This window comes from Rosistilla ulvae (genome assembly GCF_007741475.1).
Lineage (GTDB): Bacteria > Planctomycetota > Planctomycetia > Pirellulales > Pirellulaceae > Rosistilla > Rosistilla ulvae.
On record NZ_CP036261.1, the window covers coordinates 1,042,715 to 1,060,897 of the forward strand.

11 protein-coding genes are annotated in these 18,183 nt (G+C 57.1%); 9 read left to right on the forward strand and 2 right to left on the reverse strand.

Annotated features, from left to right (window positions below):
• Positions 1 to 3: 3 nt before the first annotated feature.
• The 6 genes from EC9_RS03820 to tnpA all read left to right on the forward strand — a co-directional run bounded on the left by EC9_RS03820 (position 4) and on the right by tnpA (position 9,383).
• Complete coding sequence (locus EC9_RS03820; RefSeq protein ID WP_218934572.1) at positions 4 to 1,119, forward strand: WD40 repeat domain-containing protein; 1,116 nt, start codon at positions 4 to 6, stop codon at positions 1,117 to 1,119.
• A gap of 336 nt (positions 1,120 to 1,455) precedes the next feature.
• On the forward strand, positions 1,456 to 2,514 hold the full coding sequence (locus EC9_RS03825) for a PA0069 family radical SAM protein (protein WP_145342521.1): 1,059 nt from the start codon (positions 1,456 to 1,458) through the stop codon (positions 2,512 to 2,514).
• Between the two features lie 992 nt (positions 2,515 to 3,506).
• Positions 3,507 to 6,044 (forward strand): DUF7133 domain-containing protein, encoded by a 2,538-nt coding sequence (locus EC9_RS03830; RefSeq protein WP_145342523.1) that lies wholly within the window; start codon positions 3,507 to 3,509, stop codon positions 6,042 to 6,044.
• Between the two features lie 416 nt (positions 6,045 to 6,460).
• Positions 6,461 to 7,486: an NAD-dependent epimerase/dehydratase family protein gene (locus EC9_RS03835; protein ID WP_246105940.1), complete on the forward strand. Its 1,026-nt coding sequence runs from the start codon at positions 6,461 to 6,463 to the stop codon at positions 7,484 to 7,486.
• A 4-nt stretch (positions 7,487 to 7,490) separates the two neighbouring features.
• Positions 7,491 to 8,582 carry a dihydrodipicolinate synthase family protein gene (locus EC9_RS03840; RefSeq protein WP_145342525.1) on the forward strand — a complete coding sequence of 364 codons (1,092 nt, stop codon included), beginning with the start codon at positions 7,491 to 7,493 and terminating at the stop codon, positions 8,580 to 8,582.
• Positions 8,583 to 9,116: 534 nt separating this feature from the next.
• Positions 9,117 to 9,383: an IS200/IS605 family transposase gene (tnpA, locus tag EC9_RS26865; protein ID WP_246105941.1), complete on the forward strand. Its 267-nt coding sequence runs from the start codon at positions 9,117 to 9,119 to the stop codon at positions 9,381 to 9,383.
• Positions 9,384 to 9,571: 188 nt separating this feature from the next.
• Here the strand turns inward: tnpA and EC9_RS03850 are convergent, their stop codons facing one another.
• A complete protein-coding gene (locus EC9_RS03850; RefSeq protein ID WP_145342527.1) occupies positions 9,572 to 9,793 on the reverse strand; it encodes a hypothetical protein in 222 nt (73 codons plus the stop codon).
• A 291-nt stretch (positions 9,794 to 10,084) separates the two neighbouring features.
• Between EC9_RS03850 and EC9_RS03855 the strand changes: the two genes are divergently transcribed.
• Positions 10,085 to 11,374: a 3-keto-disaccharide hydrolase gene (locus tag EC9_RS03855; RefSeq protein ID WP_145342530.1), complete on the forward strand. Its 1,290-nt coding sequence runs from the start codon at positions 10,085 to 10,087 to the stop codon at positions 11,372 to 11,374.
• 136 nt (positions 11,375 to 11,510) lie between these two features.
• Here EC9_RS03855 and EC9_RS03860 read toward each other — a convergent pair whose 3' ends face one another.
• Positions 11,511 to 14,828, reverse strand: a complete 3,318-nt coding sequence (locus tag EC9_RS03860) for a LamG domain-containing protein (protein ID WP_145342532.1) — start codon at positions 14,826 to 14,828, stop codon at positions 11,511 to 11,513.
• 439 nt (positions 14,829 to 15,267) lie between these two features.
• Between EC9_RS03860 and EC9_RS26870 the strand changes: the two genes are divergently transcribed.
• Positions 15,268 to 16,890, forward strand: a complete 1,623-nt coding sequence (locus tag EC9_RS26870; protein ID WP_145342534.1) for a family 16 glycoside hydrolase — start codon at positions 15,268 to 15,270, stop codon at positions 16,888 to 16,890.
• Between the two features lie 13 nt (positions 16,891 to 16,903).
• Positions 16,904 to 18,091 carry a sialidase family protein gene (locus EC9_RS03870; protein WP_246105942.1) on the forward strand — a complete coding sequence of 396 codons (1,188 nt, stop codon included), beginning with the start codon at positions 16,904 to 16,906 and terminating at the stop codon, positions 18,089 to 18,091.
• The last annotated feature ends 92 nt before the right edge of the window (positions 18,092 to 18,183 follow it).

Sequence of the window (18,183 nt, forward strand, 5' to 3'; positions counted from 1 at the left end):
CTGATGGCTGACAGTCAACAAAAACAATCAACCGCCGATTCGCCGCCGTTGACGCTGCAACCGATTGGCGACCCGATCTTCTACGACCGCGTTCTGTGGGAGGCTCGCTTTTCTCCCCAGGGGCGATGGCTCGTTGGCGTTGGCCAAGATGCAAAGATCGTGCGATGGACGGTGGGCGATTCGACCGACGAAAATCCTACAGGTCTCACGGCTGCCGAATCGCTGACTGGACACAACGGCTGGCTCACCGGAATGGTGTTCCATCCAACGCTGGAGCATCTATTTACAGTCGATTCGTGGGGCCAGTTGGCCTGTTATCCGTACGCGCAAGCCACTGCCAGCGAACCGCTTTGGAAACTCCCGGCCGCCCACGACGGATGGATCCGTGCGATTGCGATCCATAACTCGGGAGCGCAGATCGCGACTTCCGGAAACGATGGCGTCGTTCGATTGTGGTCGACCGGCGATGGAGCGAAAGTGTCCGAATGGACGCATGGATCGAAGGTGATGAGCTTGGCGTTTGCTCCCGACGGCAAGAGCCTCGTTTCAGGCGATCTGTTTGGCGTGATCCGACAATGGGACCTGGAGAGGGGCGAAGTCGTCCGTGAGATAAGTGCTGCTCCGCTCTACCAAAAACACAACAATCAAGAATGCGGGGGCGTACGTCGGCTGGTCTTCAGCCCTCGCGGGGATCGCTTGGCGGCAATCGGTCAAAAGGAACCTCGCGGCGGTTTTGCCACTGGCATTCCATGTGTGATGGTCTTCGATTGGGAAACGGGGACTGTCGAACGAGAAATGCCTGTCGGCGACAGAAACGACGGATTTGCCTACGATGCGATCTTCCATCGGTCGGGACATCTTATTGCATGTTCGTCGGCGTTCCCGCGAAAGGGCCCCCTTTGGCTTTGGCACCCTGAGGAGGAAGAAGCCGCGTTGATCGACAAGAAGCTGAGCAATGGATTCTCGCTAAGTCCACATCCCGATGGCAAACGCGTTGCGTTGTTGATTTGCAACGCTCCCAACGGCAATGGCCGCGGTTTAAAAGGAGGAGAGTACCCGGGGGGCAGTTCTCGGATCCACTTGATGCAAATAACGCCCCAGGAGGCGAACGATCGTTGATGCGAGTTGGGACGTTACCTACGATCGGCCCTCGCTGATGACCGATCTTGGCCGAACACCGCTCGTCCCGCTTCCGCTGGGCGATACGAATCTGGAGTTGCGTACGGAATCGCCTTGGTGTTGTCTTGTCATTCGGAAAATGACCTCGCCCCCTTCCCTGCCGTTCGCAAACGAATAGAGAAACGACACGCAGGGCTGTTTGCATTCGTTTTTGCCTGCCGCTGTGCATTCCTGCCAGCGATCGCCTCGGCACTTCGGATCGCGACGTTTGCCTTGGGCTGATAGACTGCAATTTGCAGTCAACCAATCGCCCTCTTCTCCTCTACGTTGCTTCCGATGCGCCACGGATCCGAGCTCGACCCGCCCAATCGCTTCGAATCGATTCGTCGCGAGCTGGATCTTGGACAGATGGAGTGGGACCAAGAGCATCTGGCCGCTCACGAACGGCGGGAGATCGAGTATCTGCCCGACGATTCGAAGTCGATCGTGTCGGAAAACAAATCGCCCGACATCCCGTTCCGCTACAGCGTGAATCCCTATCGCGGCTGTGCTCACGGTTGCTCTTATTGTTACGCCCGGAACACGCACGAGTTTCTTGGCTTCAACGCGGGGCTCGACTTTGAGACCAAGATCATGGTCAAGCACAAAGCGCCGCAGTTGCTGGAAACGTTCCTGAATCGCAAGTCGTACCAGCCGGAGACCATCAGTTTTTCCGGCGTGACCGATTGTTATCAGCCGGCGGAGCGACAGTTCCGGTTGACGCGTCAATGCCTGGAGGTTGCCTTGCGATACCAGCAACCCGTTGGGATCGTGAGCAAAAATGCGTTGGTCGTCCGCGACCTGGATCTGCTGCAGTTATTGGCCGCTCAGAATTTGGTCCACGTTTATCTGTCGATCACAACGCTGCAGCCCGAACTGGCCCGGGCGATGGAACCGCGGACCAGCATCCCCACGGCGCGGCTGCGTGCAGTCCGAATGCTCGCCGAAGCGGGCGTGCCGGTTGGCGTGATGGTCGCTCCGGTAATCCCTGGCCTGAACGATTCGGAGATCCCCGCGATCCTCGATCAAGCGCGACAGGCGGGAGCCGCGACGGCAAACTTTATACTGCTGCGACTGCCGCTGACGGTCGAGCCCGTGTTTCGCGAATGGTTGCAACGAACGCAGCCCGAGAAGCAGGAATTGATCGAAGCCCGCGTCCGCCAGACACGCGACGGTTCGATGTACGATTCGCAGTGGAATCAACGCATGCGTGGCTCGGGACCAATCGCTGAACAGATCAAACAAATGTTTCAGCTGTTCGCAAAAAAGCATGGCTTAGACAAACCACTACCTCCAGTCGATAGCACTCGGTTCAAGAATCCCAACGCCGGCCCTCAACAGATGGATCTGTTTTAGTAGAGCACCGATTCCAAAAAGTCAAAGCTGTTGGCAGCGTCCAAAAGCAAGCCCGCGGATGGCATCGCAATTGCCACTGCGGAGACCTCGCGTTGAATCGCGTGTGGCCCTACGAACTTGGTGTGTAGTCCTGGCTTAGAATTCCGGCGGCTTACACCGCCGGCAAGTCTTGTGTCGGCCTCCGGCCTGCTCTTGTTGGGATAGTTTTGACCCTTGGTGATCGGACCAACAAAAAGCCCGGAGGGCGATACATGATCTGCCGGTGGCATAAGCCACCGGAATCCGAGATCGCGAATCCCAACAAAGCCCGGAGGGCGACATACTCGCCCACTGTGCCGCCCTTCAAACGGTGTCCTTCTCGCAGCGAGATGCATTCCGGCGACGCGTGACGCCGGAATGTCGTGTGCCGGCCTGGGCCGAGTGCTCGCGGCGATCAAACCGGAACGAAGCCGCGGTAGCGGCGACCGCATAAAGCCTGCGGCGCGAGCCGCATGTCCGGGACGAAAATGGCCGCGTGCGAGCCCCGGGTAGGGGCGACAGATTACAGATGCTGTCGCCCCTTACCGGGGCTTTGTGTTGTTTTGCGAATTGCGATCCTGCGGCTGGCGCTGCAGGCTTTATGCGATCGCCGCATCCGCGGCTTAGATCTCCACGCTGCTGCATGTTCAAGTCCCCCTGCCAGCCTCCTGCCTCCGACTTTCAACAGCGTTGCAACCTGTCAACGCACAAACCTCGAGGCGGACGGCGGCAATTCGGATCAGTTTCGACGATCTCGGTTTTGTTTCGACTGCTTCCGCCCAAAGGCTTTGAAGTGAGGAATTACCGGGGTTAGGATTGTGGCTCCCCCCCAGTACACCGTCGCCGGATTTCCCAAGTCGATTGGCAATTCACAATGCTGTCGAAGACCATTGCCCGCGACGGAAGCTGCCCCCGTCAGACGCCGTGTTGCGTTTGATTCTCGCCGTTAACCACTTTCATCAGGGAACGTTCCTTTGAAAACTCGACGCCTAGTTTTTGAACACCTTTCACGAATCCATGGCGTTGCGCGAGCGACGTGTCTGTTGCTGATGATCAGCTGCATCGGCGCGTCCGCGTATGGCGATGACGATCTTCCCGGCGGTGGTCAGGCGACTCCGGTCGATTCGATCGCGTTGCCCGCCGGGTTCCGCGCTCAATTGCTGCGGTCAGCGGAAAAAGGGGAAGGGTCGTGGGTCAGCATGACGTTCGACGATCGAGGCCGAGTGATTCTGGGACGCGACAAACGAGGCGTGGTCAGGTTGACGTTTAGCGACGATCGTGGGCAAGTCGACCAATTCGAAGTGATCGAAAACACACTCAAGCATTGCCGTGGGATCCTCTGGGCACACGACAGCCTGTATGTGTGTGCGACAAACAACAGCGGGTTCTACCGGCTGCGCGACACCAACGGGGATGACCAGTTTGATTCGGTCCAGGAGCTGATGCCGTTCGATTACCAGAGTCGTTACGGGCACGGGCCCAATCAAATTGTGCTGGGCCCCGACAACATGCTGTATGTTGTCAACGGCAACGACGTGGCGTTCCCGGAGGGCTTTGCCGCCGACTCGCCTTACCGAGATCCTGAGGACGACCACCTGTTGCCCGAACCCCGCGACACAGTGGAAGACATTCGCGTGGGGTACGTTGCGAAGACCGATCCCGAAGGCAAGAACAGGGAGATCGTTGCCGGAGGTTTCCGCAACCAGTTCGATGTCGCCTTCAACGCCGACGGCGAAATGTTCACCTACGACGCGGATATGGAATGGGATGTCGGCCTGCCATGGTACCGCCCGACCCGGTTGAATCACGTCGTCTCCGGCGGCGAATACGGTTGGCGATGGGGAACGGGCAAATGGCCGGACTACTTCGCCGACAGCCTGCCCACTACGCTCGATACCGGACTGGGGTCGCCCACGGGGCTTGAGTTCGGCACGCGGTCTCAGTTTCCGCCGGCATATCGTGAGTCGCTGTTTATGGGCGACTGGCAGCACGGCCGCATCTTTCAAGTCGAATTGACACCTCGCGGTGCCAGCTACGGCGGACAATACAAAGTGTTCCTTGAAGGTGGCGCATTAAACGTCTGCGATCTGACGTTCGGTCCCGATGGAGCGATGTACTTCATCACCGGTGGACGCGGTTCGCAATCGGGACTGTATCGAGTGACCTACGAAGGCCCGGAAGTCGCGGCACCATCGCTCGACGCCGAACAAACCGATCAGGCACAGGCATCGGCTGCAGCCCGGAAGGTGCGACACCAGTTAGAACAATGGCACAAGCGGAGCGATGCAGACGCCAAGGCGATCGACTTCATCTGGCCTCACCTGAACAGCGACGATCGCTGGCTGCGATTTGCGGCACGGCTCGCCATTGAACGTCAGGACTTGGAGTTGTGGCGCGAGCGAGCGTTGAACGAATCGCAACCGAAAGCGTCGATTGCCGCGCTGTTGGCGTTGGCACACCGAGGGCGTGCGGAGGATCAGTCCCAGCTATTGACGGCGCTGGGGCGAGTGCCGCTGGCGTCGTTGGGCCGTGAAGATCTGCTGGATGCGCTGCGGGTTTGGCAATTGAGCTTCATTCGCCAGGGAGAGCCTTCGGAATCAGACCGCGCAAAAGTGCTGTCGCAACTCAGCCCATTGTATCCACAGACAAGCGGTTACGTGAATCGTGAGTTGTGCAGTTTGCTGATCTACCTGCAAGCACCCGACGTGGTACCGCGGACGGTTGAATTGATCCGGGCTGCAATCAGTCAGGAAGACATGCTCTATTATTCGCAACGGCTAGCTCGCGTCTCCGAAGGCTGGACAAACGAAACGCGGGAGGCCTTTTTTGATTCGCTGTTGGCGGCTCGTCGCTTTCAAGGAGGTAAATTGTTGAGCGTCTCGCTGCAACAAATCCATGAAGATGCGATTGGCACATTAACCGAAGCGGAGAAGGAACATCTGAAACCACGACTAGATATGTTGGCAACCGCGACTGATGGACCGAGCGAAGACGAGGCAGCTTCCGCCTCGTTTGTTAAACAATGGACGTGGGAGGAATTGGAAGCCGAGTTGCCACGGACACGTCAGGGGCGGTCATGGGAACAGGGCCGCGCCGCGTTGGCCAAAGCACAGTGCGTGAAGTGTCATCGCGTGAGCGAACAGGGAAGTCCCACCGGCCCCGATCTAACTCACGTCGGACGCCGCTTCGACGAACGGGCGTTGCTGGAATCGATCGTTCAGCCGTCGAAAGTGATCGACGAGAAGTATCGCCTGAGCAGCTATTTGATGGACAGCGGCAATCTTGTCACGGGGCGACCGATCGGCGTCTCCGCCACGGTGATCACCGTCCAGACCGATTCGATGCGTGATGAAACGGTACCGCTAAAACGCGCGGAGATCGAACAGACAACGCCAAGCGGTCTGTCGCCGATGCCGTCGGGGCTGATGAACGTGCTAACGCTCGACGAGATACTCGACCTCATCGCCTACCTAAGATCCAGCGGCGATCCGCAAGCGGAGGCTTTTCAATAGAGTTGGCTTGTCGCGGCTGGGCGTTTTAATCGCGAAGCGATGCCAGCATTTAGCCGTTGGGCATCAGCCCACGGAACCGTGCGTTCCCCCAAAAACTATCAGCCGCGAAGCGGCGGTAGCGCTCGGTTGCTGTCGCCGCTTCGCGGCTGATGCCGGACAAACTTGATGGGGCTACGGGCTGACGCCCGCAGCTAAATGCTGCTGCCGCTTCGCGGCTGGGCGGTATTCCATCGGCTTACGCCGCCGGCAGATCTTATGTCGGGCTCCGGCCTCTGGCTTCCACTAACGGACCCGATCGAAGACCGTTAAAATGTTGGACAACTTGCTTGCTCGCAAACCGGCCGCTGGTCCCTTCCCGTCGATCGCTCCCTTCCCCCGCGAGCGTTTGATTATTCAATTACAGAGAGGCTCTCACCTTGCCTGACCTCATCGAATCCGAAGCACAACTCGACGCGATGCTCGCTCTGCCCGACGATCGGTTGATCGATTTCATGCGTCAACTGGAAGGGGACCTGATCATCCTGGGGATCGCCGGGAAGATGGGAGTTAGTCTCGGGCAGTTGGCTGTCGCGGCGATCGAGAAGGCGGGCGTTGAAAAGAACGTCTACGGGGTCGCGAGGTTTTCCGATGCCGACGCCCGCGCTCGCTTGGAAGCCGCCGGGGTTCGGACGATCCAGTGCGATTTACTCGACCGCACCGCTGTGGCAAAGCTGCCTCAATCACCTAACGTCCTATTCATGGCAGGCCGCAAGTTTGGAACCGGCGGCGAGGAACCGCTGACTTGGGCGATGAACACGTTGGTCCCAGCAAACGTCGCCGATCATTTTCGCGAATCCAGGATCGTCGCCTTTTCGACTGGCTGCGTTTACCCGCTGGCTCGCGTCGACAGCCAACCCGACGAGACGATGCCCCCCGATCCTATCGGCGAATACGCTCAGTCGTGTCTGGGCCGCGAACGGATGTTCGAATACGGCAGCAATCGCTGGGGAACGCCGGTTTGCCTGTATCGGCTGAATTACTCGATCGACCTTCGCTACGGAGTGTTGCACGACATCGCTACGAAGATCTGGCACGGGCAACCAGTCGATAACTCGGCGGAAGCATTTAATGTGATTTGGCAGGGGGATGCGAATCGGCAAGCGTTGCTCTGCCTGGGGCACTGTTCGTCGCCAGCCAACATTCTGAATGTCACCGGCCCCGAAACGCTTGAGACCGAAGCGGTTGCGAGGCAGTTTGGCGAGCTGCTCGAGAAACCTGTGCAGTTCACATCGACTCCGGGCGATGGTTGTTATCTGAGCGATAGTTCCCAGGCGACGAAGTTGTTTGGCTCACCGTCGGTCACCGCCGATCAACTGATCCGTTGGCAGGCACATTGGATCAAGGCCGGCGGCCGCTCGCTGGGCAAACCAACACACTTTGAAATCAGCGACGGAGCGTATTGATTCGATGAAGATCCAAGACCTACCCGCCGCCGTCCGCGAGAACGTACGCCGAGGAACCGTCATCCCGGCTCAGCCGTTGGCACTGGACGCTCAGCGAAAATTCGCTCCTCGCTACCAAACCGCTCTAACGCGGTACTACATCGACGCGGGGGCCGGCGGCATCGCCGTTGGCGTTCATTCGACACAGTTTGCAATCCGCGATCCGTCGATTGGATTATTCAAACCGGTGCTGAGTCTGGCGTCGGAGGTCATCGACCAATACGCGGGCGATCAGGGACGCGAACTGTTTAAAGTCGCGGGAGTTTGCGGGGAGACGCCGCAAGCAGTCGCCGAAGCCCAGTTCGCCGTATCGCAGCGGTATCACGCTTGTCTGTTGAGCTTGGCGGCACTTGCCGAGAGCAGCATCGACGACTTGTTAGATCATTGCCGAGAAGTCGCCGAAATCATGCCGGTGATCGGCTTTTATTTACAGCCCGCCGTCGGTGGCCGCGTGTTGCCGTATCGCTTCTGGCGTCAGTTTGCCGAGATCGAAAACGTCATCGCGATCAAACTGGCTCCCTTCAACCGCTACCAAACCCTCGATGTCGTTCGGGCGGTTTGCGATGCCGGTCGCGAGGATGCGATCACACTCTACACCGGCAACGACGACAACATCATCGCCGACCTGATCACACCGTACCGGATGGTCACCGAGCGAGGCGTGAAGTCGGTTCGGATCCGTGGCGGATTGCTTGGACATTGGTGCGTATGGACTCGCGTGGCCACCAGCCTGCTCGACGAAATCCATCGGATGATCGACCGCGGCGATGACGACATCCCGACGGAATGGTTGAGCCGCAACATCGAAGTCACCGATTGCAACGCAGCCTTCTTCGATGCGGCGAACAACTTTGCCGGCTGCATCCCTGGAATCCATGAGGTACTGCGTCGTCAAGGATTATTGCCGGGAACCTGGTGCTTGGATCCCAACGAAGTCCTTTCGCCAGGCCAGTCGGAGGAGATCGACCGCGTGCTCGCCGCTTACCCACATCTCAACGACGATGATTTTGTGCGTGAACACCTGAGCCGATGGTTGCAGCATCGTTCCATGGGCTGACGCCCGATGGCTAAACGCTGCCATCGCTCCGCGATTAAGGGACACCAGCCGCGAAGCGGCGTCAGCATCTAGCTGCGGGCGTCAGCCCGCAGATCATGCGCACCGCGATACACGCAGCCGCGAAGCGGCGACAGCAACCGATCGCTACCGCCGCTTCGCGGCTAATGTTTATTGGGTGGGCTCATCGATCCGTGAGCTGACGCTCACGGCTAAACGCTGGCATCGCTTCGCGATTCCGAGACGTTAGCCGCGAAGCAGGCGGCAGCATCTAGCTGCGGGCGTAAGCCCGCAGATTACGCGTACACCAATGCACGCAGCCGCGAAGCGGCGACAGCAATCGATCGCGATCGCCCCTTCGCGGCTAATGTTTATTGAAGGGCTATCGATCCGTGGGCTGACGCTCACAACTAAACGCTGGCATCGCTTCGCAATTCATCAACGATACCCTCTACCGGCTCACGGCTGTCCGGATCATGTCTTCTACAATTTGGTGTCGTTGAACCGACGAAAAACCGCGAACAGAAGGTGGATTGGATGGGCAGCTTCACGCAACTGAACTATCACATCATTTACGCCACAAAATACCGTCACCCTTCGATAGTTCCTGACATTCGCGAACGGCTTTATGAATACATCGGTGGCACAATCCGTGCAAAGAAAGGAGCCCTTGTCGAAATCGGCGGTATCGCAGATCACGTTCACATCTTAGCCAATCTTTCGCCAACACTTGCAGTGTCTGACGTCGTTCGAGATATCAAGGCCAATTCATCGCATTGGATGAACGACCAATCCGAAATTTGACGTCCCTTTGAATGGCAGAAAGGCTATGGTGCTTTCACCGTTAGCTATTCGCGAATAGCGAGCGTCCGCCAGTACATTCAAAAGCAGGAAGAACATCACAAGACTGCGACGTTCCAGGAAGAATACGTGGCTTTTTTGGAACGTCACGGAATTGAATTCCGACTTGAACATCTGTTTGAAGACGAGCATCACGGGTGAACGCTTGGCGACGGATGGATTTGCGGGTTCTCCAAGCTGCGATCGCTTCGCGGCTGAAGATGTTTTTTGGGGGGCTCATCGTTCCGTGAGCTGACGCTCACGACTAAACGCTGGCATCGCTTCGCGATTCCGAGACTCCAGCCGCGAAGCGGCGACAGCACCCGGATCGCTACCGCCGCTTCGCGGCTGAAGGTGTTTTTTGGGGGGCTCATCGATCCGTGAGCTGACGCTCACGGCTAAACGCTGGCATCGCTTCGCGATTCCGAGACTCCAGCCGCGAAGCAGGCGTCAGCATTTAGCTGCGGGCGTGAGCCCGCAGATCATGCGCACGCCAATGCATTTGGCCGCGAAGCGTGAGTCCGCAGATCACTGTATACAGGCAAACCTCAGTCGAACGAGATATATTGTCAGCGACGCTTGACCCGTTCTTTCGCGAGTCGAACAATCGGATGGGCTGGAAATCCGCCCACCATTCACTGATACCACATCTAGGAGAGACGACGATGAGAAGTTTTTTTGTAGCCGCGATGGCGATCGGGCTGTTGATGCCCTGCGGTATGACCGTGTCGGCGGCGGATGTCGAGGAGGGCTACACCTCGCTCTTCAACGGCACCGACATGACCGGCTGGGTCAAGCGTGGCGGGTCGGCTGAATACCACGTCGAGAACGGAGCGATCGTCGGGAAATGTGTTCCCAATACGCCGGGCAATACGTTTCTGTGCTCGGAAAAGGAATTTGGCAACTTCATTTTGAAGCTGCATTACAAAGTCATCGAAGCCGGAAATTCCGGGGTCCAGTTCCGCTCCGCCGCACGCGAGGAAGGGGATCGCGAGCGTGTCTTCGGATATCAGTATGAAATCAGCACCGGTGGTAACACGACGGGGCGCATCTATGACGAAGGACGGCGCGGCCACAAGCACGGCATCATCTGGCTCGATGCCTACACGCCCGAAGATCGTCTCGCCGCAGCTCAAGCGAGCTACAAAAAAGATGAATGGAACGATCTGGAAATTCAGTGCGTTGGACCATCGATCAAGACTTGGTTGAACGGCAAGTTGGTCGTCGACATGTTCGACAGTTTTTCGATGAAGGGATTTTTCGGGCTGCAGATTCACTCCGGCAAGGCCGGCTCGGTCGCTTGGAAAAATATCCGCGTCAAGGATCTGGGACAGAGCCAGTGGGAACCGTTTTTCGTCAAAACCGACGACGGCAAATATCAGCTTGCGGACGCCAAGTTCGTTCTTCCCGAAGAATGGTCGTTCACCGAAGAGGGTGTTTTGCACGGCGTCCACGCCAAGAGCCAAGGCAAGGATGGGCTCGTGATCTCCAACAAGAACTACGACAACTTCATTGCTCGCGTCACCTACCGGATGCACGGCGGCAACAGCGCCCTCTATTTCCGCGCCGAGGAAACGAGCGCCCCGTGGGTCCTACGCGGATTCCAAAATGAAATTGCCAACAACAGCAAAGACTCCGCTCTCTGGCACACCGCGGGCATCGTCGACGGCAAGATGATTCCGGGGCGCGGCTGGGTCGCTACGAACGATGAGTTCATCGAAAAGGTTCGCAACAAAGACGACCAGTGGAACACGACCTGCACCGCTGCGTTTGGCGACCGCTTGGTCCAGACGCTGAACGGATTCTGTACTTCGGATTTCATCGACGAAGCGTCCGAGAAGACTGGTAAGTTGGGTCTGCAGATGCACGGTGGCACCGATTGCGAAATGTACTTCAAGGACTTCGAAGTCATGCCGATCACCGACGACATGAAGAAGCTGATCGAACGCAAGTAAGTCGCGGTCTCTGCCGATAGCAGCTCCGCCTGCACAAATCGTTTAACCGCGGTGGCAACGCCCCGCGCGTCGGTCTGTAAAACGCGCGGCCCGTGGGGCACGCGGTTAAACGAAACTGCATCAGGACAGCTCTCTATCATTTGTCCGATTCAGTCAATCGCACGTATGCGGTCGCGGATTTTCCGGATGCCAATTCTTTCGCTTGCACTTCCCAAACGCCGAGCCGGTCGTTGGCAGCGAAGTCGAAACGAATCGTCAATTTGCCAGCTTTGGCAGCATAATGACCGCTGAATTCTGCACGGCGTCCTTCGGGCGAGATGATCTCAACCTCTACAGGTACCACGGCGTTGACCGGCTGGCTCCCGTCGGTGACGGCGACATCGATCGTTATCGATTGTGAAGGAGCCGACTCTTTTGGCGCCGCAACCGTCAGCTCGCGGATCGGCCGCTGAGTCACCATCAGCACACGTCCCTGACATGGACCAAGTTGCAGCGGAACTTCGATCGAACCATTGACGCTATCCGCATCGATCTCCCGTCCCGCGATGAGATCGTACACGTGTCCGGCTTTGCGATCGATGTGGAGCGTCGTTTCGGAAGGGAGCCCGTCTTCCATGACCATTCCATAGCCGCCGACGTAGGTCCCGAATTCCCGATGATCGTTGACTGCAAAGATGTAGTCGGTCGAGCCGAAAACACGACGCCGAGTGACAACGTCGAGATTCGACGAATCGACAACACGCGCATACTGCGGATCGAGCCATGTCCGCAATTGTTTGGCCGCTTCTTGCAATGCGTTGCGATCGTTATCGGCCTGCTTGGTTCGTGCAAATCGAGGAATCACCAGATCGGGCTTAATCGCTGGACAGACTTCAGCATCGCCGACAACCAATCCACCATTGCTTTGAAATTCCTGAATCAGCCGAACGACCGATTCGGTCAACACATCGCAATCGGCCATGACCAGGACTTTCGCTCCCTTGAGTCCGCCCGATCGAAGCGATTCTTCGTAGAGGACGCGCGGCTGCAATTGAGCGTACATCAGGATGTGATACATATCGCCGGCCCATGAACGATTCCAGCCGTAGGTTCCGCGGCGAGCAAACATTTGCGAGGTGAAGCTCTCCAGAAAGACCACGTCCGACGGTGGATCCGGTACCTGCATCAACGTCGGTCCTAAAGGCTGCACGACATCATGAATCAATCGTTGAAGTTCGTGCTGCGTGTTCGGATTCGTGTAGCGGTACGCGCCGGGCGATTCGGTTTCAACAAGCGATTGCCAACCGTGATACATGATTCCCGTAATCGGTCGCGAAAGTTTCCACCAGAAGGCTTCTCGCAGATGCATCGGCGCGATGCTGATGTAATCCGCATCGGGATCCTGATCAACCCACGGCGACGCGGCGACATCGGTTGCCTTTTTCTTCGGGGCAGTCTGTGACCGATACCAGATCAACTGGGTCATCTTCATCACATCCTGATCGTGGCCGTTGGCGCGAGCCAGTTCAAACAACTCATCGGTACACAAACCGATGCGGATCGGATCGGGATAACTGTACGTCCAGTGCGACAGCACATTGGCTCGGCCGCCACTGCCGCCGATGCTTGGCGCACGAACTGCCGGATCATAGAAACTCCAGAACCCGTCGTGGGTGTGCTGCTTCAGTCCTTCATGCAGTTGCGTGTTCAGTTCATTCCAGCCATCGCCCGTTTTCCAAAACCAAGTCAGATACTGAAGGATCGGGTTATCATCGGCGATCACTCGATTCTTTGGAAAGTCGGCGAGCTTCTGCCACTGAACGCCATTTTTGATCGTAACTTCCGCGGGAATCTCTTTGCCCGTTGCTTTTCGGTACGCTTCGATTTCTATCGGTAGAAACGAAACCTGCGTTTCACCTCGCACCTCGGTGTGCAGCAGAGCAGAACTGAACGCCGGATGATCGCCGTAAGCACGCCCCATCGCAGCTCCGCTGTTGAACGCAAAACCCTGCACCGCCGGAAACAATCCGCTAATGTCCTGACGGTCGTAGTTGTCTCCGTTGCGATCGATGCGACGAAACGATTTACCCACGGCCGCAGTCCTCAGCCATCGACCTGGCGAAAGCGACGCCACGATTTGCAGATCGTTTTCGAGGGCTGCGTTGAGCATGTTGCGACCCTCGCGAATATCTTCGGCAGAGTCGGGGAGCGCGTCGGCACCGCCGTCCCAGATCCGCTGGAACTCCGATCGCAACCCCAGGCAATGCGTGAATCCGATCTGCTTCAAACGTGGTATCTCTTTGATAACTCCATCCGTTCCGCCAACACCCCACATCACGACCGGCATCCGATCCGGCAGCGGTCGTTTCACGATCACGACGGGAATTCGCGATGTCGATTGATAGCCGGCATCCGTACCACCCCAGTTCGGCACCGTCGCCGAAAGTTCCACAAAATACTCGCCCGGCTTCAAGGCCGTGTCGATCTTCAGCTTCAACTGATGAGACGCTCCGTCGCCAAGCTCCGGCACGTTCAACCGCTGTGTCGAACCGTCGGGCAGCAGCGCCGTGACAATCGCACCGGACAACGATTCGCCAGTCCGGTTGGTCAACTGCGCCGTCAGGAACGCGTTCTCCGACATGCGTTGGAACACAAACCGTTCGGACTCGGGAACAAAACCGACTGGCTGAAACTCCCGCACGCCCGACGTGATCCGCACTTCGTCGATGAAGCCGGGGAAGCCGCGATACAGCGAACCGATCCGGTCGCCAATCGACAACGGACGAATCGCGGCGGCCATTGGCCCGGCGGTTGCAATTGTTGATCGCCCGACGGTTGAGCCATCGACAAAAAACTCCGCGGTCCCAATACCATCGTACGTGAACGCAACATGCCGCCAGTCTCCCGCTTCCATCGGAAACGGCAAGGAATACCAATGCGTCGAATCCAGGCCGCCGCCGATTTCCAGATGCAGCAATCGTGTTCCGATCGCGCGGCCCGGCGACAACGAAAACATGAACCCCGTGTGATTGTCCGGCACATATTTCATGTCTAGCAGAACGGCAGCGTATTTTGCGGGAAACTCTTCACCCTCTTTCGCTCGCAACCACATCTCTACGGTGAACGCTCCGCTGGGCGACAACACTGGCGACTTCGCAACATGCAGGCTGTGACTTTTATCTTCGACCGGGTAGCCGGCTGACGTTTCCAGGCAGCCATCAAAGCGGCCATCGGAACTCTGCTTCGCGCCTCGCAGAGTCGCCGCGTGTTTGTGAGACGACGAGTCGCTTGTGAACGAAGCCTCGTCCCCATCAAACTTCCAAAGCCCAAGGACTTCCGGGCCGCTGGCATCGGTATACGGTTCCCACCAGCGAACTGCCGATTCCTGTGCAAGCAACGCCGATGCGTTCAGGCAGCCCGTCGCAACAAGGGTAAACAGAATTCGGAATACGAGTCGGTGGGGCAATGAAGTCATCGATTGTCCTCGTCAGATGTGACGGATTGGCGGGAGGAGCAGGAGGAGGGGGAGCGTCGCCTTTACTTTCGTTGGAATCAGTCGCAGCGACAACCACGATTGTGTCGGTCGTGAAAGCTTTCAACAACCCTCGGGATTCAAACATCCAGTGTTTCCTGGCCCCCTGCAATGACTGAAAATAGCAATGCCCGAAACGAGTTGTGTCACCTAAGCGGGCGAGGGACTATATTGATGGGCCCCGCCTTGCGCTTGGAGAATGCCAACTCCCGCCAGGGCTAGTCAGTTTTTGTGTCAGCGCAAATCAGCCGGCACGCATTAGCGTCTGGTTCTCCAGTTAGCCTGATGCTAACGCGTACCGATCGGTACCTCGTTTAAAAAACTGATCAGCTCTGCAACTCCGGCTACGAACTCGAATCCTATCCCACCTTGGAAGCGTATTATGCTGCATGTTTTAAAAAACTCGGCACCTTCGTTGGTTGCCCTCGTATGTCTGTCGTTTGCACAATCGTGCGATGCCGTGGAACCCAAACCACCCAAGGGCTATCGAGCGATCCTTAACGGGGAAAATCTATCGGGATGGTACGGGTGGAATCCACACGCATCGGCGAAGTTGACCGGCGAAAAGAAAGCCGAAAATCTACGCAAGCAGCGAGCAGAGTTCTCCGAACATTGGACCGTTGAAAACGGCGAATTGGTGAACGATGGTCACGGTCCTTACGCAACGACCGAAGAGGAGTTTGGCAACATCGATTTGCAGCTCGAATACAAAACAGTCCCGAAAGCCGATAGCGGCATCTATTTGCGAGGCACGCCGCAAGTTCAGATTTGGGATTGGAACCAGCCCTACAACTTGAAGCGACCGGACCGAAAACCCCATCAAGGTTCGGGCGGATTGTTCAACAACACCCCCGGAACTCTGGGACGCGATCCGATCATGCGTGCCGATAAACCGTTTGGCCAATGGAACCAACTGCGGATTCGCCAAGTCGGCGACCGAACTTGGGTCTGGCTCAACTCGCGAGCCGTGGTCGAAGGGGCGGTGATGGAGAACTTCTGGGATCGCTCGCAGCCATTGCCCGCCAAGGGGCCGATCATGTTGCAAACGCACGGCGGCGAGATTCGTTGGCGAAATATTTTCGTTCGCGAGATCAACGATCAACAGAGTGAAAAGATCCTGGCAGCCTACCGCCCTCTGCCTCAACCGACCCAGTACGACGTTTCCTACGGACCGCATCTAAAACAGGTGCTCCATTTCTGGCAAGCCGAGTCGGACAAACCGACCCCCGTTTTGTTTTTCATCCATGGCGGCGGATGGAGCAACGGTGGACGCTTAAGCGGATTGTCGGGGATGTTGCCAACCATCCTGAAAGAAGGCATTTCGGTTGTCTCGGTGGAGTATCGATTTGTCGGAGAAGCGACTGCCGATGGCGTGGTGCCACCGGTAAAAGGACCGCTTGATGACGTCGCTCGCGCGTTGCAATTCGTCCGCAGCAAGGCTGCCGATTGGAATCTCGACAAACAGCGGATCGGTGCATCGGGTGGATCCGCGGGTGCGTGTTCGAGTCTATGGTTAGCATTCCACCCCGAGATGGCGGATCCCGACAGCGAGGATCCCGTGGCACGCGAATCGACACGTTTGTGGTGTGCCGCCGTCACCGGCGCTCAAACCACGTTGGATCCGAAACAGATGAAAGAATGGACTCCCAACAGTCGCTATGGCGGGCATGCGTTTGGTTTCCGCGGTGACTCGGAAAAGAAGTTGTCCGCGTTCGATGAGTTCCTAGCGAAACGCGACACGATCTTGCCGTGGATTGCTGAGTATTCGCCCTATGCATTGGTCAGTTCCGATGATCCCCCGGTCTATCTCAGCTACTCCTCTGCCCCAGCACTGGGCAAGAAGCAAAAAGATCCTACACACACCGCCAACTTTGGCGTGAAATTGCAAGAGCACTGCGAACAAGCGGGCGTCGATTGCGAACTGGTCTATCCCGGCGCTGCGGATGTTCAACATCCGACGACGACGGACTATCTAATTTGGAAACTAAAACGTCCCAACTCATAACTGGAAAACCGAGATGCGAGTAATACAAGTTCTGTTCAAGAAGTCGGTAGCGATGTTCGCCTGGAGTGCAATCTCGCTTACCTGCTGTGAATCTTTACTGGCCCAAGCGGACGCACCCGTGCCGCAGGGAGTTGCTGCGGGGGTTGAGAAACCGATGCGAATTTCTCCCCGTCCGGGCAACGATCGAAATAGCGAAGGAGACTTCATCCGCCTGAAGGACGGCAGGCTGATGTTGATCTACACAAAGTTCGTCGGTCGCAGTGACCACGCGGAAGCCGAACTGGTTGCCCGATATTCGGACGATGAGGGAAAGACATGGACCCAAAATGATGAATCCGCCATCGCACGCGGCGAAGGCGATGCCAACTTGATGTCGGTGTCGCTGCTCAGGTTGCAGGATGGCCGGATCGCGTTGTTCTATGTACGAAAGTACAAGAGCCCAGCGAACGCGAAGTATCCCTTTCTGGATACGATCTTGATGCAGACGAGTGATGACGAGACAAAAACGTGGTCGGAGCCCGTTCAAATTACACCAACCGATGAACCCGCCTACCGCGTGCTGAACAACGATCGCGTGATCCAGCTGGAAAGCGGCCGCCTGGTGGTTCCTGTCGCAACGCACTATCAAACGGGCTGGACCGGATGGCGAAACTCCGCACAGATTCATTGTTATCTGTCGGACGATCTGGGGAAGACCTGGCGGACATCTAAAAGCACATTGGAATCCAAACTGCTGGCTCAGGAACCTGGAGTCGTCGAACTCAAAGATGGCCGAATCATGATGTTCTGCCGCAGCCGAGATTGCCAACTAGTGACCTATTCGTCCGATGGCGGCGAAACATGGACTCCATTGGAAAAATCCAATATCCCGCAACCATCGACGTCTCCTGCAACCATCGAACGCATTCCTTCGACAGGCGACCTGTTGCTGGTTTGGAACAACGGAGACGATCCGCTGGCAAAAATCAAACCGATTGGTCGTCGACCATTCACCGCAGCGATCTCCAGCGACGACGGTGCGACATGGAAGAACGTCAAGAATATCGGCACCGATCCCGACGGATGGTACTGCTATACAGCCATGGAATTTGTGGGGGATCAGGTGGTGCTTGGGCACTGCGAATTCCCCAAGTTGAATTCGTTCCAGATCACTCGTTTCCCAGTGACCTGGTTGTACGAAACAACTGAATCTTCGAAGTAGCGTTGCAGTCCGAGCGAGAGGCTTTGATTCTCTATCAAAGCCTCTCGTCTAAGACAGCCGTAGCACCAGGAAACGATTCGGACTACACATTT